General features: G+C 51.2%; 27 protein-coding genes and 4 tRNA genes. 14 read left to right on the top strand and 17 right to left on the bottom strand.

Going from position 1 to position 22,608, the window contains the following annotated elements; all coding sequences use genetic code 11:
- Positions 1-103 (bottom strand): 50S ribosomal protein L32 (rpmF, locus tag ABYP33_RS03460; RefSeq protein WP_373083222.1); only part of this gene is annotated, 103 nt, incomplete at its 3' end.
- Between the two features lie 26 nt (positions 104-129).
- A complete protein-coding gene (locus tag ABYP33_RS03465; protein ID WP_373088459.1) occupies positions 130-663 on the bottom strand; it encodes a YceD family protein in 534 nt (177 codons plus the stop codon).
- Between the two features lie 163 nt (positions 664-826).
- On the opposite strand from ABYP33_RS03465, the gene ABYP33_RS03470 reads away from it, so the two are divergent.
- On the top strand, positions 827-1,426 hold the full coding sequence (locus ABYP33_RS03470; RefSeq protein WP_373088462.1) for a nucleoside triphosphate pyrophosphatase: 600 nt from the start codon (positions 827-829) through the stop codon (positions 1,424-1,426).
- Between the two features lie 4 nt (positions 1,427-1,430).
- On the opposite strand, the gene ABYP33_RS03475 is transcribed toward ABYP33_RS03470, so the two are convergent.
- Together ABYP33_RS03475 and rluC are read right to left on the bottom strand one after the other, a co-directional pair.
- A complete protein-coding gene (locus ABYP33_RS03475) occupies positions 1,431-2,078 on the bottom strand; it encodes an HAD-IA family hydrolase (RefSeq protein WP_373088464.1) in 648 nt (215 codons plus the stop codon).
- Between the two features lie 2 nt (positions 2,079-2,080).
- Complete coding sequence (gene rluC, locus ABYP33_RS03480; protein ID WP_373088467.1) at positions 2,081-3,031, bottom strand: 23S rRNA pseudouridine(955/2504/2580) synthase RluC; 951 nt, start codon at positions 3,029-3,031, stop codon at positions 2,081-2,083.
- Between the two features lie 532 nt (positions 3,032-3,563).
- Between rluC and rne the strand changes: the two genes are divergently transcribed.
- From rne to ABYP33_RS03530, 10 genes are all read left to right on the top strand, one after another.
- On the top strand, positions 3,564-6,371 hold the full coding sequence (gene rne, locus ABYP33_RS03485) for a ribonuclease E (protein WP_373088470.1): 2,808 nt from the start codon (positions 3,564-3,566) through the stop codon (positions 6,369-6,371).
- A gap of 151 nt (positions 6,372-6,522) precedes the next feature.
- A tRNA-Ser gene (locus ABYP33_RS03490) sits at positions 6,523-6,612 on the top strand.
- A 671-nt stretch (positions 6,613-7,283) separates the two neighbouring features.
- On the top strand, positions 7,284-7,955 hold the full coding sequence (locus ABYP33_RS03495) for a Bax inhibitor-1/YccA family protein (RefSeq protein WP_373088473.1): 672 nt from the start codon (positions 7,284-7,286) through the stop codon (positions 7,953-7,955).
- Positions 7,956-7,994: 39 nt separating this feature from the next.
- Entirely contained in the window at positions 7,995-8,402 is a 408-nt protein-coding gene (gene tusD, locus ABYP33_RS03500) for a sulfurtransferase complex subunit TusD (protein WP_008250015.1), read from the top strand.
- Positions 8,399-8,752 (top strand): sulfurtransferase complex subunit TusC, encoded by a 354-nt coding sequence (tusC, locus tag ABYP33_RS03505; RefSeq protein ID WP_373088477.1) that lies wholly within the window; start codon positions 8,399-8,401, stop codon positions 8,750-8,752. The genes tusD and tusC overlap by 4 nt, the downstream gene beginning before the upstream one ends.
- A complete protein-coding gene (gene tusB, locus ABYP33_RS03510; protein WP_373088479.1) occupies positions 8,753-9,016 on the top strand; it encodes a sulfurtransferase complex subunit TusB in 264 nt (87 codons plus the stop codon).
- Between the two features lies 1 nt (position 9,017).
- On the top strand, positions 9,018-9,353 hold the full coding sequence (locus tag ABYP33_RS03515) for a TusE/DsrC/DsvC family sulfur relay protein (protein ID WP_373088481.1): 336 nt from the start codon (positions 9,018-9,020) through the stop codon (positions 9,351-9,353).
- A 22-nt stretch (positions 9,354-9,375) separates the two neighbouring features.
- On the top strand, positions 9,376-10,380 hold the full coding sequence (locus tag ABYP33_RS03520; RefSeq protein WP_373088483.1) for a glycosyl transferase family protein: 1,005 nt from the start codon (positions 9,376-9,378) through the stop codon (positions 10,378-10,380).
- A complete protein-coding gene (gene trmA, locus ABYP33_RS03525) occupies positions 10,377-11,471 on the top strand; it encodes a tRNA (uridine(54)-C5)-methyltransferase TrmA (protein ID WP_373088485.1) in 1,095 nt (364 codons plus the stop codon). The genes ABYP33_RS03520 and trmA overlap by 4 nt, the downstream gene beginning before the upstream one ends.
- 1 nt (position 11,472) lies before the next feature.
- The gene (locus ABYP33_RS03530) at positions 11,473-11,760 is read left to right on the top strand and encodes a 4a-hydroxytetrahydrobiopterin dehydratase (protein WP_373088487.1); all 288 of its coding nucleotides are present in this window, start codon (positions 11,473-11,475) and stop codon (positions 11,758-11,760) included.
- Positions 11,761-11,778: 18 nt separating this feature from the next.
- On the opposite strand, the gene ABYP33_RS03535 is transcribed toward ABYP33_RS03530, so the two are convergent.
- The 4 genes from ABYP33_RS03535 to ABYP33_RS03550 form a co-directional block, all read right to left on the bottom strand.
- On the bottom strand, positions 11,779-12,636 hold the full coding sequence (locus tag ABYP33_RS03535; protein ID WP_373088489.1) for a hypothetical protein: 858 nt from the start codon (positions 12,634-12,636) through the stop codon (positions 11,779-11,781).
- Between the two features lie 2 nt (positions 12,637-12,638).
- A complete protein-coding gene (locus ABYP33_RS03540) occupies positions 12,639-13,271 on the bottom strand; it encodes a dUTP diphosphatase (RefSeq protein ID WP_373088491.1) in 633 nt (210 codons plus the stop codon).
- Between the two features lie 68 nt (positions 13,272-13,339).
- Positions 13,340-13,609, bottom strand: a complete 270-nt coding sequence (locus tag ABYP33_RS03545; RefSeq protein WP_373088494.1) for a hypothetical protein — start codon at positions 13,607-13,609, stop codon at positions 13,340-13,342.
- Positions 13,609-13,935 carry a hypothetical protein gene (locus ABYP33_RS03550; RefSeq protein ID WP_373088496.1) on the bottom strand — a complete coding sequence of 109 codons (327 nt, stop codon included), beginning with the start codon at positions 13,933-13,935 and terminating at the stop codon, positions 13,609-13,611. The genes ABYP33_RS03545 and ABYP33_RS03550 overlap by 1 nt, the downstream gene beginning before the upstream one ends.
- A gap of 198 nt (positions 13,936-14,133) precedes the next feature.
- Between ABYP33_RS03550 and ABYP33_RS03555 the strand changes: the two genes are divergently transcribed.
- The gene (locus tag ABYP33_RS03555; RefSeq protein WP_373088498.1) at positions 14,134-14,541 is read left to right on the top strand and encodes a response regulator; all 408 of its coding nucleotides are present in this window, start codon (positions 14,134-14,136) and stop codon (positions 14,539-14,541) included.
- 13 nt (positions 14,542-14,554) lie between these two features.
- Here ABYP33_RS03555 and queF read toward each other — a convergent pair whose 3' ends face one another.
- Genes queF through ABYP33_RS03570 form a run of 3 tightly spaced genes read right to left on the bottom strand, consistent with a single transcriptional unit; the run spans position 14,555 to position 17,158 of the window.
- Positions 14,555-15,394 (bottom strand): NADPH-dependent 7-cyano-7-deazaguanine reductase QueF, encoded by an 840-nt coding sequence (queF, locus tag ABYP33_RS03560; protein WP_373088501.1) that lies wholly within the window; start codon positions 15,392-15,394, stop codon positions 14,555-14,557.
- A 43-nt stretch (positions 15,395-15,437) separates the two neighbouring features.
- On the bottom strand, positions 15,438-16,211 hold the full coding sequence (locus ABYP33_RS03565) for an ABC transporter permease (RefSeq protein WP_008250000.1): 774 nt from the start codon (positions 16,209-16,211) through the stop codon (positions 15,438-15,440).
- A gap of 32 nt (positions 16,212-16,243) precedes the next feature.
- Positions 16,244-17,158, bottom strand: coding sequence for an ABC transporter ATP-binding protein (locus ABYP33_RS03570; protein ID WP_373088505.1), 915 nt, complete (start codon positions 17,156-17,158; stop codon positions 16,244-16,246).
- A 128-nt stretch (positions 17,159-17,286) separates the two neighbouring features.
- Here ABYP33_RS03570 and ABYP33_RS03575 point away from each other — a divergent pair, with 128 nt between their 5' ends.
- Positions 17,287-17,679: a PA2817 family protein gene (locus tag ABYP33_RS03575; RefSeq protein ID WP_373088507.1), complete on the top strand. Its 393-nt coding sequence runs from the start codon at positions 17,287-17,289 to the stop codon at positions 17,677-17,679.
- A gap of 117 nt (positions 17,680-17,796) precedes the next feature.
- Here the strand turns inward: ABYP33_RS03575 and ABYP33_RS03580 are convergent.
- The 4 genes from ABYP33_RS03580 to msrB all read right to left on the bottom strand — a co-directional run bounded on the left by ABYP33_RS03580 (position 17,797) and on the right by msrB (position 18,939).
- Positions 17,797-17,872 (bottom strand) — tRNA-Gly (locus ABYP33_RS03580).
- 181 nt (positions 17,873-18,053) lie between these two features.
- Positions 18,054-18,129, bottom strand: a tRNA-Glu gene (locus ABYP33_RS03585).
- A gap of 175 nt (positions 18,130-18,304) precedes the next feature.
- A tRNA-Glu gene (locus ABYP33_RS03590) sits at positions 18,305-18,380 on the bottom strand.
- Between the two features lie 166 nt (positions 18,381-18,546).
- On the bottom strand, positions 18,547-18,939 hold the full coding sequence (msrB, locus tag ABYP33_RS03595; RefSeq protein WP_373088509.1) for a peptide-methionine (R)-S-oxide reductase MsrB: 393 nt from the start codon (positions 18,937-18,939) through the stop codon (positions 18,547-18,549).
- A gap of 195 nt (positions 18,940-19,134) precedes the next feature.
- On the opposite strand from msrB, the gene ABYP33_RS03600 reads away from it, so the two are divergent.
- Positions 19,135-20,370 (top strand): pyridoxal phosphate-dependent aminotransferase, encoded by a 1,236-nt coding sequence (locus ABYP33_RS03600; RefSeq protein WP_373088511.1) that lies wholly within the window; start codon positions 19,135-19,137, stop codon positions 20,368-20,370.
- Positions 20,371-20,398: 28 nt separating this feature from the next.
- Here the strand turns inward: ABYP33_RS03600 and ABYP33_RS03605 are convergent, their stop codons facing one another.
- Together ABYP33_RS03605 and ABYP33_RS03610 are read right to left on the bottom strand one after the other, a co-directional pair.
- The gene (locus ABYP33_RS03605) at positions 20,399-21,352 is read right to left on the bottom strand and encodes a class I SAM-dependent methyltransferase (RefSeq protein WP_373088513.1); all 954 of its coding nucleotides are present in this window, start codon (positions 21,350-21,352) and stop codon (positions 20,399-20,401) included.
- Positions 21,345-22,478: an ATP-NAD kinase family protein gene (locus tag ABYP33_RS03610; RefSeq protein WP_373088515.1), complete on the bottom strand. Its 1,134-nt coding sequence runs from the start codon at positions 22,476-22,478 to the stop codon at positions 21,345-21,347. The genes ABYP33_RS03605 and ABYP33_RS03610 overlap by 8 nt, the downstream gene beginning before the upstream one ends.
- Positions 22,479-22,608 lie beyond the last annotated feature (130 nt).

Here is a 22,608-nt window from a genome sequence, read left to right on the forward strand (position 1 = left end):
CACCGCTGGTCTGATCCACAGACAAAGTTGGACCAGTCAATGCGTCATGCGAACGACGCTGACCCCGACGTGAACGTGTCACTTTACTTTTTTGAACAGCCATGGCCTAAAAATTCCTCATAATAGAGATTAATCGCGGGGTTTTAACTGCCCCAAAATAGCAAACGGCGTATCGCCTTCCTCTGTGTCACTTATCACTTTAACTGGCTCAGGCTCTGATTCCAGTTCAAACACTTTACAAACAGCGTCATCATGATAGCTAACAAAAGGAGTATTAATGATCAGCTCATCCTGCAGCAAATCCGCTAAAACCAAATCTTCATCTTCGCCTAAAATCAAAGGATCCAGTGATTTCGGCAGTGCTTTGGCTTGCTCGTCTGTCCACACAATGGCTAAATTAAATTCAGCCTCAATGCATATAGGCATTGCTTCCATGCAGCGTTGACACAGAACATCAACCTGACTGACAGCAGTACCGGCTATACACTTAAACCCCTGCTCACTTCGAAAAAAGCGCAAGTCTACGTCTACCGAACCGCTAGTATTAGCGAGTCCGGCAGCAAACCGGCTGAGATCAGCAACCTGTTGCGAGGCGTGAATTTCCATGCCACCAGCAACAAATTTCCGAGCATCAACGAACTTAGGTAGGGGCTGTCTTTGCATAGGCGCGCAATAATAGGGACTTCCCCCCCTGTTGTCAAAGCAAAAACACCTGCAACGAGCCTAATAACAAGGGCGATCAAGGGCTTCCGCATCAAGACTGGCGACTGGCCACCGCAAAAGCTTATGATTAGCAATCATACCCCGAAATAAAGAAGCACCATAAATGCCGCCAGCCACACCAAAGCCACTCCCCCTGATCTTGGCATCGGGCTCCAGCTATCGACGTATACTGCTGGAAAAAATCGGACTGCACCCCCACTGCCACGCCACCAATATCGACGAGTCACCACTACCCAACGAGCCAGCGACCGCGCTGGCGAGACGACTAAGCATCAGCAAAGCACTTAGCGCAGCTGAATCATTTCCCTGCGCACTCATCATCGCCAGCGACCAATGCGCGGAGCTAGATGGACAAATTCTCGGCAAGCCCGGCACCAGCGCTCGCGCTCAAAACCAGCTCAGCAAATGCTCAGGACGCGAAGTACTCTTTCACACCGGAATTTGCTTGCTAAACAGCCAAACCGGCAAGCAGCACATTAGCGTAGAAACGGTAACGGTGGCATTCCGCACCCTCAACTCCCTAGAAATTGAGCGTTACACCGCGAGAGAACCCGCCCTCGACTGCGCTGGCAGCTTTAAAGCAGAGGGACTCGGCATTAACCTATTTCGTCACATCCACAGCGACGACCCAAATACCCTAATAGGCCTACCGCTGATCCGACTTATCGACTTCTTAAAAGAAGAAGACTACCCCCTACTATAAACACTCAGCGAGCCAACTCACCCACAATAGGCAGCAAGCCAGAGAAGTAATCAATAACGGCCAAAGGCTGCCAACGCTGCAGTCGCGCAACGCTATGCACGCCGTAAGAAACACCCACGCTTGGCATAGCAATACGGCTCGCCATCTCTAAGTCGTACTCGGTATCACCCACCATCAGCGCCGATGCCGGTTCGTAACCTCGCTCTGCACACAACTGCGCAAGCATTAGCGGATCGGGCTTTGACGCAGTTTCGTCAGCACAGCGACTCGCACTAAACAGCGAGCTTATCGGTAAATCAGCAAAAACCCGATCTAGGCCGCGACGACTCTTACCCGTTGCAACACACAAATCATGGCCCGCCGCCTTTAAAGCCCGCAAGCTCTCTTCAACGCCGGCAAACATCTGGCAGGGCTGCCGATCTGCCAAAATAAAGCTGCGAACATAGGCCGCCCGCAACGCCTCAACCTCATCCGCACTCAACTCCGGGTATAACGTAGCAATAGCAATACTCAGCTCCAAGCCGATAATATTGCGAATATCTTCGGCGGCGCACTCTTCTACGCCAAACTCCCGCGCGCCAGCTTGCATGCAGGCCACAATCTTATCGCTGGAGTCTAATATGGTGCCATCCCAATCAAAAATTATAAGCATTACTAGTCACTACCTGCATTTTCCAATACTTTTTCTAACTCTGGAGGCAGCGGCGCCACCACCGAGATGCGCTTACCATCTAAATTAAACGCCAAAGAATGAGCATGTAAAAACAAGCGTTTCAAACCCAGCTTGCGGAAGTTCGCGTCCGCCTCATCATCGCCGTATTTATCGTCACCAAGAATCGGATAGCCCGCGTATTGGCAGTGCACCCGAATCTGATGAGTTCGCCCAGTAACAGGGCGCGCCTCAATTAAACTAGCGCCAGCAACTCGGCGCAGCAGGGTATATTCGGTTACCGATTTTTTACCCTCAAGTTCAACCCGCACCACGCGCTCCCCCGACGACAGTACATTTTTCTGCAGCGGCGCATTCACCTGCTGCTTGCGAGCTGGCCACTTACCGCCAACCAGCGCCAAATACCGCTTATCAACACCTTTACGGGCTTTTAATAGCTCATGAAGCTGCTTGAGCACACCGCGCTTTTTGGCAACCATTACGCAGCCCGACGTATCCCGATCAAGACGATGCACCAATTCCAGGTGGCGCTGCTCGGGATACATTTGCCGCAGCGCCTCAATCAAACCCAAGGATATTCCGCTGCCACCATGCACAGCCAAGCCCGACGGTTTATTAATGACCAGCAAACCGGCATCTTCATACAGGATCGCCGAGCGCAAGCCTGCATCTAATCCCAACGGAACGGCGGACTCTTCACGCACCGCCACCCGCACCGGCGGTACCCTAACAACGTCACCAGCCTGCAATTTGTAATCCGGCTTCGCGCGAGACTTATTTACCCGCACCTCACCTCGCCTTAAAAGGTTATAAATCCGAGACTTAGGAACACCTTTTAACTCTCTCATTAAGAAATTGTCGATACGCTGACCAACATAGTCAGCCTCGACCGCCACCAAACGAACCACGGAATTGATGACTTTTTCGGATTCCACGTACACTCCTGTAACTCATTGAGTTAGTTATTGATTACTGGTATAGTCGCCCGGTAGCAACCGGGTCCGGTTCCCACCACAGCAGGGCTGTGATGAGAGGGAAGACCGCCGGCTAATACTGAGGCAAAGATTGCGACACATTCGCATAGCCTTAATTTACATAAGTGAATAGCAGTGTACCGGCGGGCATTCTACCGTAGTGTCGGTACATTAAATAATAGTGCTGCCGATATTTGTTAGCACCGCAAGTGCGATAGAACTCTGAGAAAGCGACGTAAAGAACGTTACCAATACTGGCGCCGCAAATTGCGCCCAACAGTAATAGATGAAAGACGCCCAGCGCAGAAGGCCTCAAGGCCAGATTAAGCGAACTGGAGTATAACGGCCAGGCAACGCGGCCCCACTGATGTACAAGGTGCACGCAGCAATAAATCAGCAGCCTCACCAGCTAATATAGCCTACATCAGAACGCTTAAAGATGCTCAATCGCATGAGCGGCCCGACAAATCCCGGCTTTTGGGATTTTTAGCTCATGAAAAGAATGCTTATTAACGCAACTCAACCAGAAGAGTTGCGCGTTGCCCTCGTCGATGGCCAACGCTTGTTTGACCTGGATATTGAAAATCGCACCCGCGTACAAAAGAAAGCCAACGTCTACAAGGGGACCATAACCCGCGTAGAACCAAGCCTTGAAGCCGCCTTTGTCGATTTTGGTGCTGAGCGCCACGGTTTTCTACCCCTCAAAGAAATCTCTAAAGAATACTTCTACCGCAACCCTGCCGATGGCAGCGGCGGTCGCGCCAAAATCAAAGATCTTGTCAAAGAAGGCACTCAGGTCATTGTTCAGGTAGAAAAGGAAGAGCGCGGCAATAAAGGCGCGGCCCTCACGACCTTTATAAGCCTCGCGGGCCGCTATATGGTCTTAATGCCCAACAACCCACGAGCCGGCGGCATCTCTCGCCGCATTGAGGGCGATGAACGCACTGAATTACGCGACGCCTTAAACTCAATCAACATCCCCGATGCGATGGGCGTGATTGTCCGCACCGCCGGGGTTGGCCGCAGCTCCGAAGAGCTGCAGTGGGACTTAGATTATTTGCTGCACCTCTGGTCAGCAATCAAGCAAGCATCTGAGGAGCGCAAGGCACCGATCCTGATCCTGCAAGAAAGCAACGTCATTATCCGCGCTATTCGCGACTACCTTCGCGACGATATCGACCAAGTTTTAATCGACTCCGAAGAATCCTACAACGAAGCCATGCATTTCGTTGAACAGGTCATGCCGCACTTTAAGAGCAAAATTCGTCTCTATAAGGATCAGGTTCCCCTCTTCAACCGCTATCAAATTGAAAGCCAGATCGAATCGGCTTTCCAGCGTGAAGTGCAACTGCCCTCTGGCGGCTCAATTGTTATTGACCCCACCGAAGCACTGGTTTCTATCGATATAAACTCGGCGCGCGCCACCAAAGGCGGCGACATTGAAGAAACCGCCCTGCAAACCAACTTAGAAGCAGCCGACGAAATTGCCCGCCAGCTGCGGCTGCGCGATATCGGCGGCTTAATTGTTGTCGATTTTATCGACATGCTAGCGGCTAAAAACCAACGCGAAGTCGAAAATCGCGTTCGCGATGCGATGAAGCCAGACCGCGCTCGTATTCAAATCGGGCGCATCTCCCGCTTTGGCTTATTAGAAATGTCTCGCCAGCGCCTGCGTCCGTCACTGGGTGAAACCAGCGCCAAAGTCTGCCCACGCTGTAGCGGTCAAGGTACTATTCGCGACACCAACTCTCTCGCATTATCCATTCTTCGCCTCGTCGAAGAGGAAGCAAACAAAGAGAAAAGCGCTGAAATTCGCGCCATTGTGCCAGTGAACGTTGCATCGTACCTGCTTAACGAAAAACGCACCGCGATATACGATATCGAGCAGCGCAGCGGCGTCCGAGTCATGGTTATCCCGACCCCGGCACTTGACACCCCCCACTTTGAAGTGGTGCGCCTCCGCGAAAGCGACCTCGGCGACGAACAGGAAATCAGCTACAAAATAGTAGCCGACCTCGAAGCCGAAAAAGAGATTTCTGACGAAGTTGTTTCGACGCCTGCACCCCCCGCCGCCGTCGTTCGCACCCTCGCCCCCAAGGCACCAGCGCCTGCTGCCACCGAAGCTGTCGCAGCCAAAGCCCCTGCGGCACCTGCCGTAACCGGCGAAGGTTTTTTCAGCAAGCTGGGCAAGAGCTTTAGCGGATTATTTAAAACCGCCGAGCCGGAGCCAGAACCCGAACCAGCGCCAGCACCAAAACGCCGCAACGAAGGTAACCGCAATAGCAATCCTCGCCAGGGAAATCGCAACAATCGCGGCGGTCGCAATCGCCGCAACCCCGACCAGCGTCAAGCGCGCGACGACAACCGCGTAACTGATAACCGCAGCAACCGCGCTGAGGCCCAAGCAGCGAAGGCAGAAGCGCCAATCGAAGCCGCTGAATCACCAGCAAACCCCGGAAACGAAGGCCAAGCGCGACCCAAGCGCCGCCCAGGCAACCGCAGACCGCGCAATCAGCAAGAGCGTCGCCGCACCCCTGCACCCAACGATGACACTGCAGTCGCTACAAACCACCAAGCAAACAACAAGGCGACAGACACCACTGGTGCCGCGACCACAGATAAAGCAGCAACCGTAACGGCGGAAGCCAAGCTAGCAAATACCGCTCCAGCGGCAAAAAAACCCACGGCTGAAGAAAATGAATTCACGCCGATCACACCAACAACCACCGCGCGCTTTGTACCCGAAGCAAGCCAGGCAGCGCCCAGCAATGACGATACTCCGGCGCCAATCGCAGCACCTGTCCTAGAAGCGCCAACCGCCGAACCGGTAACAGCCGCAGCTGAATCAGGACCAGTGCCAGCCGCAGCAACCGAGATTGCAAGCCCTGAAGCTGACGTCGCCACGGAAACAGCGACAGAAACCGAGACCCCTATAGCCAGCGCAGAAGTCGCGACCAAGATTGCGGCACCTGAAGTTGCTGCGGAAGCTGCCACAGAACCCCCCGCCACTCCAACAGCAACTGAGGCGTCTGCACCGACACCGATTAAACCGACTGCAGAAAGAGTTTCGAAACCTGTCAGCAAGCCAGCAGAAAAAACGCCGGCAAGGGAGCCAACTATCGACAAGCCTCGGCCAGTCGGCCGTGCCTGCAATGATCCTCGGGTGGCACCAAAGCCAGTTAAAACGCTGGAAATTGTTACCGCTCAGCCACAAGCGCCGCAACTCGATCCAAGCATAATTGCCCAGCCTAACCCAAATCGCCCCGCTGCACCTCGAGCAGCAAACGATCCGCGCAATTAAGCAAAGCACCTAAAACCCTAGCCCGGCCCCATGCCGGGCTTTTTATTGCCTAAAATTTAAGCAAATCCTAGTACATCAAACTGATTTATAAGTCTTTTTCTCGATACTGCTTGTTTCGTCTAACAAGCTCTGTATAATTCGCAACTGCTGCGGAGGGGTGGCAGAGTGGTCGATTGCACCGGTCTTGAAAACCGGCGTTGGTTCATCCCAACCCAGGGTTCAAATCCCTGCCCCTCCGCCACTTTTATCACCGAGCCAGATTCTAGATTCTCCCTACGTACAATCCCACGCTATATTCTGATACCCAAACCGCTAAGACTGCACCATTAATCCCACTCCGTCGCCGCGCCTACATTAAGTACTAAACTCTAATCGCAAGATTGCAGGTGTAATCCCTCGGCGTGCGACAGCGCCATAAATAGTCGCGCCTAGCTACGCATTGACACGCATGAGGCTTTAATCAGTGACATCAGCACACCGCTAATAGCCCGCCAACCCATATTAAATACACGCGGAAAAACGGTAGCCTATGAATTACTGTGCCGCGCGGTCGAAATAAACTCATTAAAATCACAAAACGACAATGGCACTCTAGCAACCGCCGAGGTTTTAATAGGCGACTTTCATGACCTAGGTATCGACTCTATTACGAATAGGCTCCCCGCCTTTATCGACATCCCGCTGAAAGACGTTTACTCAAAACTTGCCCAATCTTCAGCCATGACGGCTGCTCTTCTCGATCACACCGGGACTTACGGCGAAATTCTTGATCTTGCGATCGCCCCAAGCAAGGGCAATTGAAACTAACTGGATTAAGCTAAGTTAACCTTAGCATGTATAGGCTTGCAGTCGTAACACCCCACGAAGTATGATTGCCAAAGCTTTAACCCTTCTTTTACTACGGAGTCATCCATGCAAGACAAATCGGTCTTTCAGACAGGCGCGCACGCCCAGCCCGTTCTCGAAACCAACAAGGTGCTGCGCAATACTTATATGCTGCTAGGCATGACCCTTGTCACTAGCGCACTCTGCGCTGGCCTGGCAATGGCCCTCAACATCGGCCACGGCACTGGACTAATTTTGTCCATACTCGGCTTTGTCATGCTGTTTGTAGTCCACAAAACCGCAGATTCAAGTAAAGGCATTATTGCCATATTTGTATTCACTGGCCTATTGGGTGCAGCCCTCGGACCAATGCTAAAAATGTACCTCTCGCTACCCAATGGCGGCGAGCTAGTAATGCAGGCTCTTGGCGGCACCGCCCTGGTGTTCTTTGGCCTTTCAGCCTATGTATTAACTACCCGTAAGGACTTCTCTTTTCTCGGCGGTTTTTTGATGATCGGCTTGCTGGTCATGGTCGTTGCCAGCATTGCGAACCTATTTTTCCAGGTACCCGCGGCATCGTTGGCAATTTCAGCCGCAGCCGTATTTATTATGTCTGGTTTGATTTTGTTTGATACCAGCAGAATCATCCATGGCGGCGAAACAAATTATATTCGTGCGACCGTCGCCCTCTATCTGGATATTTACAATCTGTTTGTACACTTACTGCATTTGCTTGGCATTTTTGGTAGCGATGATTAATCACCCCCTAAGTGCACCTGCAACTCAACTGAGGCTCTCATGAGCCTCAGTTTCGCTTTACTCGTCAGCGGCCAACCCTGTACCGACCAATCCAGCTTAACTGCCCTACGTTTTTGCCAAGCAGCCCTCGATAGTGGTCATCAAATTTATCGGGTATTTTTCTTTAACGATGGTGTGCATTGCGCCAATCGCTTTACGACGCCTCCTCAAGATGAAATTGCGGTACCGAAGCAGTGGACAAACTTGCAGAAAACCTTTGATTTAGATTTAGTTGTCTGTATTTCCAGTGCGCTGCGCCGCGGCATTGTGGACGCGAAAGAAGCTGCCCGCTACGAACTTGACGGCCACAACTTGGCTGATGGCTTTAGCATTGGCGGCTTAGGTCAGTGGGTAGACGCATGCCAAAATGCTGACCGCGTCATTCGCTTTGGCGGTAATGCCCAGTGACATTTTTGTATTTGTTTACACGAGCACCCTACGGTCACAGCATTGCCCGAGAAGCATTGGATATGGCTTTGGCCAGCGCCGCATTCGATCAACACGTCAGCCTTGTTTTTGCTCAAGATGCGATTTATCAATTACTCAATACGCAAGATAAAGGCAATACCGAAAAAAAGCCGCATATCGGTGTAATCAATGCTCTGCCGCTGTACGAAATTGAGAATATCTATTACCTTAGTGACGACTGCACGAGCAGAAACATATCAGCCACAAACTTGGCACCCCACGCTAAAGCCCTCTCCGCCACAGAACTCGCTGACTTAATGCGCGGCGCCGATCGAATACAGAGTTTTTAGGTGAGCCTACATATATTAAGCAGCCCGAGCAGCCTAAACCGATGCCGTTTCAGTATGAGCGACGGTGATGCCCTTATCCTTATCGAAGACGCCGTCGTGCTTGCCGCAACACGAATTACGCTTGAGCACCGCAATATTCGTATTTCGGCATTGAGCGACGACGTTGATCGTCGCGGAATAAGCCCAATTGCGGCGATAACGCTGGTCGACTACCCGGGCTTTGTCGCGCTCTGCGCGCAGCACCGTCACTGCTTGAGCTGGTAAGATGGCGGCGATAATCGTAAATGGCTGCAGCATCGCCACCGACCCGGATGGCTTTCTCAAAGACCTCAAAGATTGGTCCCCCGCCGTCGCCGAGGAGCTCGCCGCGGAAGCCGGCATTAAGCTTAGCGATAGCCACTGGCAATTAATCCAGCTCGTACAGCACTATTATCAGCAATTTGGCCTGTCCCCCGCGATGCGGCCACTGATAAAATACGCCAAGCTAACGCTCGGCGACGACAAGGGTAACAGCCTGTATTTTCTTAAGCACTTTCCCGGCAGCCCGGCAAAGTTACTCAGTAAAATTGCCGGGCTGCCCCGCCCTGACAACTGCCTGTAAATTAATCCGAGTTAAAAACACTATGATGGAACACCCATTTGCGCAATATGTTCGCATTCTCGGCAAAGGCAAGACTGGATCGCGCTCGCTCAGTGCCGACGAAGCCTACGCCGCAATGGGCATGATTATGCGAGGCGAGGTTGAAGACGTGCAGCTAGGCGCCTTTCTTATGCTGCTGCGGGTCAAAGAAGAAAGTTGCGAGGAGCTGGCCGGGTTTGTGCGCGCAATTCGCGAGACCCTCAATGCACCCGTAATTGCGGCAGATTTAGACTGGGCAAGCTACGCCGGCAAGCGGCGCCAACAGCCCTGGTATCTCCTTGCCGCACTCGCGCTGGCCGACAGTGGTTTGCGGGTATTCATGCACGGCGCAGCAGGCCACACTGCCGACCGAGTTTATAGCGAGCAGGTGCTAAACGCCCTGGGCGAGCCCTGCGCTCTGGACTGGCCGGATGTCAGCCTGAAGCTAGACAGCCGCAACTTTGCTTACTTGCCCCTCGGGCACTTCTCCTTGCCCCTGCAACGCATGATCGATCTGCGCGCGCAGTTTGGCCTGCGCTCGCCAGTACACACCTTATCTCGGCTGCTTAATCCACTGGCTGCGGATTACTCAATACAAAGCATTTTTCACCCAGCCTACGCTGACAACCACCAACAAGCCGCCGCTTTATTAGCGCAAGCTCACGCCGTTGTCTTTAAAGGCGAAGCGGGTGAAGCCGAGCGCAAGCCCGAGGCAACTTGCCGAGTAAAAACTGTTCACAATGGTGTGTTAGCAGAATCGGAATGGCCGCGCATGCTGGAGGGCCGCCAAGAAAAGCTCGAGACTTTAGCCCTAAGCGATCTATTAAACGCGTGGCGTGATGATGACGTTACCGAATATGGTCGCCTCGCCATTCAAGGCACTATCGCCATCGCTTTGCAATTACGCAATCCCGAGTTGAGTCAAACAGAATGCCTCGCGAGTGCCCAATCAATATGGCAACAGCGTAACCGCAAGCGGCTTACCGCTACAGCCACGGAATCAATATGAGTTTTAGACCACTAGACCCTGAAAAATACCCACAATTACTCACTGACAAAGTCGACGCTGTAAGCGCACGCTTCGCCGACCTCCAACTGCCAAAACCAAAAGTTTACCCATCGCCCGCCGAGCATTACCGCCTGCGCGCTGAGTTCCGCATTTGGCACGAAGGTGACAGCTTCTTTTACGCCATGTTTGATCCAGCCGAGCCGAGAGTGCCAGTGCGCATCAAGCACTTCCCCACGGCCTCGCGCGCGATATGTGAGCTTATGGAGCCGCTGCGGCAGGCCTTAGGCGAGCAGCTAGCACTGAGTAAGCGGCTATACCAAATTGATTTTCTGAGTACGCTAAGCGGCGATACGCTGGTCACTTTAATTTACCACCGCCGCTTAGACGACGAGTGGCAAGCCGCCGCGCAAACTGTTGCAGCTAAATTCAATATTCAAATTATTGGCCGCAGTAAAAAGCAGAAGTTGGTATTAGGGAGAGACTACGTACTCGAGCAGCTGCCTGTCGATGGCCAGCACTACGCCTACCACCAATACGAGGGCGGATTTACTCAGCCTAATGGCCAAGTCAATGCCAAAATGGTGAGCTGGGCCAAAGCCCGCTGTGGCCACAACCCCCACACAGATTTACTCGAGCTGTATTGTGGCAACGGTAATTTTACAATCCCGCTGGCCAGTCATTTTCGCCGGGTACTCGCCACCGAGATTTCCAAAACCTCGGTAAAGGCCGCCCACGAGAACTTCGCCATGAACGCAGTGGAGAACGCGGTAGTGCTGCGTATGTCGAGTGAGGAGCTAACCTCGGCCCTAAATAAGGAGCGTAGCTTTCGCCGCTTGGCCGATGTCGATTTGGATAGCTACGCAATCGATACCGTGTTCGTCGATCCGCCGAGGGCTGGCTTAGATGAAGCGAGCCGAGCGTTTATTGCTCGTTTCCCCCATATCGTTTATATCTCCTGCAACCCCGAGACCCTACACCGAGATTTGGAAATATTAACAAAATCACACGCGGTAAAGGACTTCGCCCTGTTTGACCAGTTCCCGTACACTCACCATATGGAATGTGGTGTATTTCTTACAAAAAGGGCATGATATGACCGTTAAACTTACCGAGCAAGAAGTCAGCGACGCATTAGCAGCATTAAAGGGTTGGGAGTTGCGCGACGGCAAATTGTGCACCGACTTGGAGTTTGATAATTTCATCAGCGCCTTTGCCTTTATGACTCGGGTAGCCATGCGCGCCGAAAAAATTGACCACCACCCAGAGTGGAGCAATGTTTACAAAAAAGTCAGTATTGCTCTAACCACCCACGATGCTGGCGGTTTAAGCGCCAAAGATCTCGCCCTAGCCGAAGCCATTAAGCAGGAGCTAAGTCGCTAGTTTAGCCAAGGGCTAATCTTAGTAAAAATCGACCCCAAGACTTTGCAGGTGACGACTCAAATAGTCGTCTAAATTTGCTATGTCCTCGGGGTGCACGTCGAGCACTGCAAAACCTATTTTTTTACACAGTTCAGCCCGACGCATGCGGGCAGAAATGATATCAGAGTGATCATCTGCCCCCCAATACTCGATATACACGCCACTTTCTGGCAGGTAAAAATCACTGGTTAACAACTCTGCCACTGGCAATGCACGGTACATGGCGTAACGCAGGCCAGCCAAGTACAGCCACTGCGCAATTGCCCAGTGAGCCTGGCTTTTACACGCCTTACCATCGATACTGCGCAACTCTAGGCTCGTCGCAGCAAATAAGTCTCCGTCACTTGGGGCATCAAGCTTGCAACGCGCCAAGATCCGCTTAAAGCCCGCTCGCAGCGGAATATCTTCGGGCCATAGCACATAACTCAAACTGCTTTGCTGGTTTTCAAAGACTTGCCCCCCCTCCTTGGCGCCCTGCTCGGTCAACTCCCAACCCCGGTGACTGGGCTTTAGCCAGCCAAGCTCAACTAACATCCGGTTGACCTCTCGACCGCTAAACCCCTCAGCTCGCCCCAAGGCAGCGGCAGACAGGAGTTTATTGCTTTCTATTGCTTGAAAAAGCGGGTGATCTAAGAGCGTTGACGGCCAGACAATATAGCGGCCGTAACGCTTGCTGTTAACATAGCTACCGCCCTCAAACTCACCTTTGGCGGTTAAGAACCAGCCCTCGTCCGCTTTACGAATCCAGCCGTAATCTTTAAGCACTGAAAACAGCTGTTGAACCGGTAATTCACCAAGTTTAGCGAGCGCTGAAGTAGATACCTTTTCCACAGACATCCTTAGACCACGGGGTAGCGAGCAGCTAGGCTCTGGTAGACATCGTCAGCAAATTGCGGCGATGCCATATCGGCTGTAGCCAGTATTTCCACAAGATGGACATTGTCCTCTTCACCTTGCCAGATTTTGATGTAACTACCGTCTTTATAGCCGTGATCTTGGCGGAAAAAATTAAGCACGTTTTTACCCACGTACTGCTTATAGAGCTGATCAAAGTTCAGCTCAGCAGCGGCCATCAGGTCCCAGAACAAACTCACCGAAAAGGCTTTTTCAGTTAGGCAGTAAGTTGCGAGCGACTCCGTTGCTGCCAAAACATCTTTACCAGAAGCGCGGTAATTACCCAGTTCGACGACAATTTCATCGGCTAGCTCATCAACATCTGCACCCACTCTGAACATCGCGCTCAAGCCGAAGTGCCAGATATCAACGATTTCTAACTGTACCTGTTGAATATCAGGCTGTTGCTTTTTCCACCATTTGTAACCGTAGTGATCCATTAATTCAGCGCACTCGATCCACGCGGCGCGATACCAAGCAAAACCTTGGCTTCGCCACTCTGCGTGAACCTTGGAATTCATACGATCTTGCAGACCCAGCATGGTGACAAACGCTTGGCGATTATTTATATCTGACACGGGAACCCCAACAAATTAAAATCTAGGGGAACATGATAAACAAGGATGGTGGCGAACGCAGTGGAAATTTACAGCTTACCCGCTTTCACTTTCGCTTCGTTAGCTTTAGCCAGACGCTCTGACAAGCTAATAAAATAATTTAGGGTATCCGCGTCGGGTGAAAAGCGGTAATCCGCCTGAATTCGTCCAGCAATTGTCTCGGGAGTCTGCGCAGAAAAATTAGCAGAATAGCTCAGGCGCTGACTGATCGGACACAAGCTAATCGTTGACTGAGGGCCATGCATGGAATAGCATTTCGCTTCGAGGGCGCTGGATTTACTTTTTCGCCAAAAACTCATCAGGCACAACGCTGCTGAGACAAGGGCGCGTCGAAGGCCAAACGCACGACCCGTCCATAAGCAAAGTCAATTATTTGCAAAGGCTGGCCTGATAGCAAGTGACTCACTACGGGAAACGGGAGGTTAGGTAAGCAGATGGTTTTACGGTGTTCGTCAGCCTCGGCAAACAACAAAACCAAATCAAGAATTTCCTGACCTTTTGCCGATTCGCGCGGATAAAGGGTGTAATCAAAACTCTGCTTTACGTCTGGCAGGATATTATCAACCGCGATATGGCGTACGCTTCCGTCCTCGTCATAGCCTAGCAAGTAACTTGCAATAAGCATGTAGTACTCCTTAGCGCATTAAATATTTAGACAATTATGCTGCCAAGCCCCGTCCCAGGGAATCCGTTCAACTACCTACCATCAGCATAATACTATCGACCCGCAACGTGCCGACCACATACGGGAAATCCCCTACAGCTCCAGAATGCTGTCATCACTACCCTAGGTGAAGTACCCACTTCGAATGGGAAAACCTGCATGACTGAAACCCGAAGCCCGAATCTTTGGATAGTTGATGACTCCAAGGCCGACAGAATCATTTTCAAAGAAACCCTCAGCCGTTTGGGTACCCAGCTGCAGCTGCGTGAAATTGACGACGGTGAAATACTTCTCAATGAACTCGACCACAAAAAAAATAGCGAACTCCCCGATGTCATATTTCTAGACATCAGCATGCGACGAATGAATGGGAAATCGGCTCTGCAGTTCATCCGCGAAGATAAGCGCTACGATCACATCTATATCGTGATGCAAACAGTGTCCTATCGCGAGCGAAGCGAATGCATTGCCCTCGGTGCAGATGCGTTTATCAGCAAGTCCACCAATTTCAATAGTTATTTAAAAAAGCTGTCTGCTGTCATCTCTGACTGGCGGGCAGGTGCTTAAGCATCCTTCATCGTCATTGTCGAGCACCTCGGCGATTCTCCGGGCTCGCCAAATCATCATTGCTTCGCCAAGGATTAATATCCAAGCCACCACGCCGCAGGTAGCGAGCGTACACCGTTAACCGCAGCGGTGCGCAGTAGCGACTAATATCACTGAAAATCTGTTCAACACATTGCTCATGAAAATCGTCATGTTCACGAAAAGACACCAAATACGCTAACAAACCCTCTTGATTTATACGCGGCCCACGATAGTTAATTTCAATACTTGCCCAATCAGGCTGAGAAGTCACCGGACAGCGAGAACGCAGCAAATGGCTATACAGAGTTTCCTCAACCACATCGCCAGTATTCGCAGACAATAAGCTGGGACTCGGTTGATAGCTATCCGGACAAATATCTAAGCCGTCAATACACTCGCCGCGTGGTAACGCAATACTGTAATTGGCGGGCCAATCTTCGGGACAATAGATCGCCACCTGGACCTCGGCCCCGGCCGCTAGGCTCAAATCGTGGCGTAGCATTTCGGCCATGGTGGCCATGGTATCTGGACCACTTAAGCGAGTTTGATTAAACGAGTTAAGGTAAAGCTTAAACGATTTCGACTCGATGATATTGGGCGACTGGGCTGGCACTCGAAACTCGGCACAGGCAACCAAGGGCTTGCCCTGTTCATTTAAGCAGGACAATTCATAGGCATTCCAAATATCCATGCCACCAAAGGGCAAAACGTCACCAAGACCCAAACCGTCACGCCCCGCCTGCCTAGCAATTGGATGCAGGCAGCTCGGGTCGTATTGACCGGGATAAGCTACCTGCTCGCCCAGTGGCCCATGACTTAGCTGTTCACTCATGTTTCATCCGTCTTTTTTACTAAACCACTACCCCAGAGACAATTCATTGACGCAGGCGAGTGCCCGTACGCAGAAGATGCATACAATATGCATAAGCCGCTAAAGTAAACACCCCAACCATGATAAAGGCCGTGGTGACATTCACATCAGACACGCCCAGCACGCCGTAGCGGAAGGCATTGACGATATAGAGCATAGGATTCAAGCGCGACACCCCAGCCCAAAACTCAGGGAGTAAATCGATGGAGTAAAATACACCGCCCAAATAGGTTAACGGCGTCAAAACAAAGACCGGCACAATAGAGACGTCATCAAAGTTGTTGGCGAAAACCGCATTAATAAAGCCCGCCAGTGAAAACATGATTGAGGTCATCAACACAATCGCAATCGTTACCCCAATGTGCTGGATATGCAATGTGGTGAAGAACAGCGACAAAGCTGTAACAATAATGCCGACCAGCAAACCGCGTGTCACCCCGCCAAGAACAAAGCCCCAGAGTATGGTGTTATTCGACATTGGCGACACCAAAATTTCTTCGACAAAATGTTGAAATTTTGCGCCAAAAAACGATGACACTACATTGGAGTAAGCATTGGTAATTACCGACATCATGATCAAGCCCGGCACCACAAATTCCATGTAGCTGAAGCCGCCCATTTGCCCAATACGGGAGCCGATCAAGGCACCAAATATCACAAAGTACAGCGACATGGTGATGGCGGGCGGCAACAAGGTTTGCATCCAAATACGCAAAAAGCGTCTTATCTCTTTGCGGACGATCGTATAAAACGCGACCCACTGCTCTGCTAATGTCATTAATATTTCATCCTTATCAATACGTGGGCGGGCTACTTGGCGTTTAACAACGCCACAAACAACTCTTCAAGCCGATTCGCCTTATTGCGCATACTGCTCACCTCAATACCACTGCCGTCCAAGGCCACAAATACCTCATTGAGTGACGTCCCCTTATTCAGCACCAGCTCAAGGGTGTGCTCATCGACCATACGCGTCTCAAAACCAGGGATACTGATGTCAGTCTTAATGCCATCGCGAACATCAAGGATAAAGGTTTCTTTCTGCAACTGTTTAAGCAGCGCTTTCATCGTGGTGTTTTCAACAATGACGCCAGCATCAATAATCGCAATATGGCGGCACAAGCTTTCCGCTTCTTCCAGATAGTGGGTGGTCAAAATAATGGTGGTGCCGCTGCGATTAATTTCCGTGAGAAATTCCCACATTGAGCGGCGCAACTCTATATCTACACCCGCGGTGGGCTCGTCGAGAATCAACAGCCGGGGTTCATGCACTAAGGCTCGAGCGATCATCAAACGCCGCTTCATCCCGCCGGACAGCATTCGCGAGGCGACTTTACGTTTGTCCCACAAACCCAATTTTTTTAAATACTTTTCGGCGCGCTCGCCGGCCACTTTACGGTTTAAACCGTAATAGCCTGCTTGATTCACCACGATATCCCAGACTGATTCAAAATTAGAGAAATTGAACTCCTGAGGAACCAAGCCAATTTCACGTTTCGCCGCAGCCAATTCATTATCAATTGAGTGCCCAAAAATGCGCACTTCGCCAACGGTTTTCTTAACCAGCGACGACACAATACCAATCGTAGTCGATTTACCAGCGCCGTTTGGCCCCAATAGGGCGTAAAAATCGCCCTCTTTAACTTCTAAATCAATGCCTTTTAGCGCTTCAAAACCATTGTCATAAACCTTGCGTAATCCCTTAATCTCTAGGGCAATCGCCATAATGGATTTCCTAAATCTGGTTTTCATTTGATAAGCCGACTATTTTGCCACGCCAGCTCGATGGAATACACTAGACAGCAGAAGTCTACTCGCAGAGCTGATCTGCAATAATCCGCTTTGGAGACCCCGTGACAAAACGAAATGAATACTACCTGCAACTCTGCAGCGAGCTGCACGCGCTCGGTAGCAAGATTATCCCCGGCCACCCAGCACACAGCGAAGCAAGCAATACAGAATTACTCGACAAGCTTGCTAAGCTCGAAGCCGACTTCGCTAAAAGCGACGACTACATCAATCTCGGTCAAGACATTATAACGCACATTATTAGCCACTACCCAGACATCACCCCGCATATGCATCGCGATCTCCTATGGTTTTTTGGCGGGGACTGCCTGCACTATCTTGGCGACGATGAGTTAGCGCGCTACCAAAACATTGAAGAGCTGTATTACGAACAGAGCGCGGAGGATTCAAACACCTCGTATCGCAACATCCGCGCCCAGCAATTTGGCATGCACTGAGCAACAAGAAAGCACCGCCGGGGCAACTCCCTGGCGGCCATACATGGCGCACGTTAAGCGCAAAAAAAAAAACACGGGCGAAAAAAAAGCGAAGCAGACGCTTCGCTTTTTAGAATTTGGAGCGGGAAAGGAGGCTCGAACTCCCGACCTCAACCTTGGCAAGGTTGCGCTCTACCAACTGAGCTATTCCCGCAAATCACGACATGAGATTTAAAACGTAGTTTAAATCAATTTCACACATGCCGTACAGCCTTGATTAAACAGTCTTTTTACGTCAAACCTAAGCGGTCCGCATAATAAAAAGTTTTCATCAAGCTGTCAATTAACAGATCAACTGTAAACTGACAAATTTACGCGCTGTGACGTAAATTAATTGGCGTCCCCTAGGGGACTCGAACCCCTGTTACTGCCGTGAAAGGGCAGTGTCCTAGGCCACTAGACGAAGGGGACGCCGCGAGCTCTTTCCAGAACAATGCTGCTGTCCTTGAAAGAGCGCGCATTCTAGTGCGCCTACCTCACCCCGTCAAGGATATTTTCATGCCAATTTCAAATTTTTTCCAAAAAAAAAGAGAAGCATTTCTGCTTCTCTTTTTCGCTGTGCCGACATATCAGCAAAGCTGAATAATGGCGTCCCCTAGGGGACTCGAACCCCTGTTACTGCCGTGAAAGGGCAGTGTCCTAGGCCACTAGACGAAGGGGACGCCGCAAACCCTTCCAGACTCCGAGTCACTTGATGTCTGAAAGTGGCGCGAATTCTAGAAACCTTAGGCGCCGACGTCAAGTCGCTTTTACATTTAAAGTGAAATAAACCCAATTTTGCGCCTATTTTGGCCAATTAACAGCCAAACTGCACAACAAGTAGCCAGCTTATTTTGGTTCTAATTTCAGCGACAGCGAGTTAATACAATAGCGCTGTCCCGTTGGCGCAGGCCCATCAGGGAAAACATGGCCTAAATGCGCATCGCAACGTGCGCAAACAACCTCTTCTCTCACCATGCCATGACTAATGTCTCTATTAACTGCCACAACATCCTCTTTACTTGGCTGATAAAAACTCGGCCAACCCGAACCCGAGTCGTACTTGGTATCTGAAGCAAATAAAGCCAAGCCACAACAACGGCATTTGTAGGTGCCCGCCGCTTTTTCATCGTTATATTCACCCGTAAACGCGCGCTCAGTTCCTTTCTGCCGGCAAACCTGAAACTCCTCATTAGAGAGAAGTTCCCGCCACTCTTGCTCAGATTTCACTATTTTTTCCACGAAAAGCTCTCCACCTTGGGCACTACAACACCGTATAATCGATGCACTCTGTTTTGGCGCTTCTATACTTCACCAGTATTAATCGCTCGAGCAAATTTAGCATTCTAGGTTAAGCACTACCAGCGCGACACCACGAGGTGTCACCGCCAACACGGACATAAAATCTGGCATTACAGCCGATAAAGAAGGCAGGACATGGCTCTCTATAGCAAGTCGAAAAAATTAAACAATGTGTGCTACGACATTCGCGGCCCAGTATTGGAACGCGCCAATGAGCTCGAAGAGGAAGGCTACCGCATTCTCAAGCTCAATATTGGCAACCCCGCCCCTTTCGGCTTTAACGCTCCAGATGAAATCATTCAGGACGTTATCCGGATGCTGCCGGACAGCGAGGGCTACAGCGACTCAAAAGGCCTGTACAGCGCCCGCAAAGCGGTGATGCAAGAGTGCCAGAAAATCGGTATCCCCGGCGTTGAAGTCGGCGACATCTACCTCGGTAACGGCGCCAGCGAGCTCATTAGCTTAGCGACCCAGGCGCTACTGAATCAGGGCGACGAAGTGCTAATCCCGGCACCCGATTACCCGCTGTGGACTGCGGTTGTCTCCCTTTCCGGGGCAACACCGGTGCACTATCTTTGCCAAGAAGAACAAAACTGGGAGCCGTCGGTCGACGACATTCTGAGCAAAATTACGCCGAACACCAAAGCCATCGTCATCATTAACCCTAACAACCCTACGGGTGCGGTATATAGCCGTGAGCTACTTGAGCAGCTCGTCGCCATTGCCGAAGAACACAACCTGGTGGTGTTTGCCGACGAAATCTATAGCAAGATTCTCTACGATGAGGCGGTGCACATCCCTATTGGCAGCCTCAAAGCCGATATTTTGTGCCTGACCTTCAATGGTCTGTCTAAGGCGTATCGACTAGCCGGCTTCCGGAGCGGTTGGTTGATCGTGTCCGGTGCCAAAGACCGCGCCACCGACTATATCGAGGGCTTGAATATCCTATCGTCGATGCGCCTGTGCGCCAACGTACCCGCCCAGCACGCTATTCAAACTGCGCTGGGAGGCTACCAGAGCATCAATGAGCTAATTCTGCCGGGCGGCCGCCTGCTGGAGCAGCGCGATCTCGCTCATAAGATGCTCAATGAAATTCCCGGCGTTAGCTGCACCAAACCCGAGGGCGCAATTTATATGTTCCCAAGGCTAGATCCTGAGATATACCCAATTAAAGACGATGAAAAGATGATTCTTGAATTGCTGAATCAGGAGCGGATATTACTGGTGCCGGGCTCAGGCTTTAACTGGCCAGATGCGGATCATTTCCGCCTCGTATTCCTGCCCAACAAGCTGGACTTAGCTGATGCTATTGAACGCCTAGGCAACTTCCTGGCACGCTACCGCAAGCAGCTTAAAACCAAGACCGCCTGAAGCGGCCTACCACATCGACTTGCGTGGCCTATACTTGGGCCGCGAGTCGATAGTGCAGCACTTTTAAGGCACGATCCGCATTTAATTCAGGAAAATCTTCCCGCCCAGCCAAGCGCGCGACAAACTCAGCCTCTGGGCAATGAACCGCCATTATCTCCCGCAAAAACGCTTCATCTAAATACGGCGCATTCAAGCAGGCCACGATATCACCGCCCTCGGGCAACAGCTCCCTAAAGCGTCGTGCTAACTTGGGGTAATCCTTCACGGCGTCAAAGCTGCCTTTCTGCAACGACGGTGGATCGCAGATCACAATATCGTAAGGCCCAAGCTTACGCAGGCGGCCCCAGGACTTAAGAATATCGTGACCCAAAAATTTGAGCTCGGCCTCCTCACCACTGGTCGTTAATCTCGCGCCGTTGCGGCGGTGGTTTTCGCGGCCCACTTGCAGCGCGCTCTTGCTCATATCGATATTCACGAGCCGCGCCGCGCCAGCCAATTCTGCGGCCACCGAAAAAGCACAGGTGTAGGCAAACAGATTTAAAATTCGCTTGCCGTCGGCCCGATCTGCCAACCACTGCCGTGTGGGTTGCATATCCATGAAATAACCAATATTTTGTTTTGCCGCCAAATCAACAAGGTATTCCGCCGCCCCTTCTTTTACCGAGAAATTATTAGGGATATCTCCCCATAAACAATAGCTTACCGGAGAGTCATGATATCGACTCTGAACTATAGCTGCAGCGCAGACTGCACCCAAATTAGCCTTAAGTGCTGCACAAAAAGCCGTCCAAAATTCAGTTTCTGGCTCCCGATAAACAACAATCCAGAGCACTGGCTCAAAGTAGTCGACGCTGAAGTATTCAAAATCCACGAAGCGTTGGCCGCGACCGTGAAACAACCGCAGCGCATCCCCTGCCCCCTGTATTTTTTGCGGCCATTGGGCGAAATCACTTTGTATCGCAAACGCCTTAAAATCACTCACCCGATGCACTCACCCTATACATTATTGCGTCGCGATAACCGGTAATCACTCGAATATAGCCCTCCCAGGATTTATCTAAAACCAAGTCATTGCTATCAACCAGCAATGGCCGGCCAGCCAAGCCACTTATTTTAGTTTTGGTCGCCAACACCATAAAATTCTCCCTGCCAATTTGGCGGATCAGCTCCGGAATTAACTGTTGATTACCTCGTCCTAAGATATGACCTTGGCCACCAATGGCCGTAATCAATACTTTGACTGGGCCGCGATGATTCGACAAAGCAGCGGCAATATCCTCGGCATTGAGATCCTTAGCCAATAATTGCTGATCCTTAATTAAATCGAAACCCAGCAAGGTGTTTTCCAAGCCAAGGGCGAGCATTACGCCCTGAGTGGTACTGCCCGGCCCAACCAAATACAAGGTATCCGCCTCCATTTCGGCAATGACTTCATCGGCTATATCTGCGACCACCAGCTCCTCTACCTCACGCCCGCCAGCTTTCACATGTTGCAAAAACCCGCCGACCCGAGGCACTAATAATTCACCGTAATACTTAGAACGGACCTGTCCCTGCCTGAAGGCAAGTTCATCGATATCGCGCACCTCAGCAAGGTCAATATCGACCAAGCCGCCATCAAGAAGCGCCAATACGATATCCGCAGCACTTTCTGGGCTTACCGCATAAACGCCAGAATGCATTTTCACACCGGCGGGTACCCCTAAAGCAGGCAGATTAGAGCCTACTGCAGCAAAAACGTCCCGCGCGGTGCCATCGCCCCCCACAAAGAGCAGTAAATCCACCCCAACGGCCAATAAGGCCTGCGCCGCAGCCTTGGTATCATCCGCCCTAGTCTCGGCAATAGAAGCCGGCCTCCCTACTGAGACAAAATGAAGACCAGCCAAATCACTGTCATCATGATCACCCGAACTGGTATGAGCCGACATAGCGCCACTGTAACCAAACACCGTGAGCCGCCCCTTAGCCCGAGCCGCCAGGTGCGCCAAACAACGCAGGGCACGCGCTTCCGCCCGACCATCGCTGTTGCGCAAATCATCGCTCCCCTTTAAGCCAAGAGGGCCGCCCGCGCCAGCCACGGGGTTGACGATTAAGCCTAACTTAAACATGTATTCCCTTCTAAAAATGTAAAGTCGTGAACCAAAAGCTGGTAATTGCGTAAATTACTTAGGTACATCGGCTGCATATCGTGGCCCAATATATCCATGTATTCATCAATTTAACACGCATAGGAGAGCA

This window comes from Zhongshania sp. (genome assembly GCF_041584495.1).
GTDB lineage: Bacteria > Pseudomonadota > Gammaproteobacteria > Pseudomonadales > Spongiibacteraceae > Spongiibacter.

What these genes read in the sequence shown, in the direction of transcription:
- ABYP33_RS03465 (WP_373088459.1), bottom strand. Translation starts at nt 663, where the DNA reads ATGCAAAGACAGCCCCTACCTAAGTTCGTTGATGCTCGGAAATTTGTT.
- ABYP33_RS03470 (WP_373088462.1), top strand. Translation starts at nt 827, where the DNA reads ATGCCGCCAGCCACACCAAAGCCACTCCCCCTGATCTTGGCATCGGGC.
- ABYP33_RS03475 (WP_373088464.1), bottom strand. Translation starts at nt 2,078, where the DNA reads ATGCTTATAATTTTTGATTGGGATGGCACCATATTAGACTCCAGCGAT.
- rne (WP_373088470.1), top strand. Translation starts at nt 3,564, where the DNA reads ATGAAAAGAATGCTTATTAACGCAACTCAACCAGAAGAGTTGCGCGTT.
- ABYP33_RS03495 (WP_373088473.1), top strand. Translation starts at nt 7,284, where the DNA reads ATGCAAGACAAATCGGTCTTTCAGACAGGCGCGCACGCCCAGCCCGTT.
- tusD (WP_008250015.1), top strand. Translation starts at nt 7,995, where the DNA reads ATGAGCCTCAGTTTCGCTTTACTCGTCAGCGGCCAACCCTGTACCGAC.
- ABYP33_RS03515 (WP_373088481.1), top strand. Translation starts at nt 9,018, where the DNA reads ATGGCGGCGATAATCGTAAATGGCTGCAGCATCGCCACCGACCCGGAT.
- ABYP33_RS03520 (WP_373088483.1), top strand. Translation starts at nt 9,376, where the DNA reads ATGATGGAACACCCATTTGCGCAATATGTTCGCATTCTCGGCAAAGGC.
- trmA (WP_373088485.1), top strand. Translation starts at nt 10,377, where the DNA reads ATGAGTTTTAGACCACTAGACCCTGAAAAATACCCACAATTACTCACT.
- ABYP33_RS03530 (WP_373088487.1), top strand. Translation starts at nt 11,473, where the DNA reads ATGACCGTTAAACTTACCGAGCAAGAAGTCAGCGACGCATTAGCAGCA.
- ABYP33_RS03535 (WP_373088489.1), bottom strand. Translation starts at nt 12,636, where the DNA reads ATGTCTGTGGAAAAGGTATCTACTTCAGCGCTCGCTAAACTTGGTGAA.
- ABYP33_RS03545 (WP_373088494.1), bottom strand. Translation starts at nt 13,609, where the DNA reads ATGAGTTTTTGGCGAAAAAGTAAATCCAGCGCCCTCGAAGCGAAATGC.
- ABYP33_RS03550 (WP_373088496.1), bottom strand. Translation starts at nt 13,935, where the DNA reads ATGCTTATTGCAAGTTACTTGCTAGGCTATGACGAGGACGGAAGCGTA.
- ABYP33_RS03555 (WP_373088498.1), top strand. Translation starts at nt 14,134, where the DNA reads ATGACTGAAACCCGAAGCCCGAATCTTTGGATAGTTGATGACTCCAAG.
- queF (WP_373088501.1), bottom strand. Translation starts at nt 15,394, where the DNA reads ATGAGTGAACAGCTAAGTCATGGGCCACTGGGCGAGCAGGTAGCTTAT.
- ABYP33_RS03565 (WP_008250000.1), bottom strand. Translation starts at nt 16,211, where the DNA reads ATGACATTAGCAGAGCAGTGGGTCGCGTTTTATACGATCGTCCGCAAA.
- ABYP33_RS03570 (WP_373088505.1), bottom strand. Translation starts at nt 17,158, where the DNA reads ATGGCGATTGCCCTAGAGATTAAGGGATTACGCAAGGTTTATGACAAT.
- ABYP33_RS03600 (WP_373088511.1), top strand. Translation starts at nt 19,135, where the DNA reads ATGGCTCTCTATAGCAAGTCGAAAAAATTAAACAATGTGTGCTACGAC.
- ABYP33_RS03610 (WP_373088515.1), bottom strand. Translation starts at nt 22,478, where the DNA reads ATGTTTAAGTTAGGCTTAATCGTCAACCCCGTGGCTGGCGCGGGCGGC.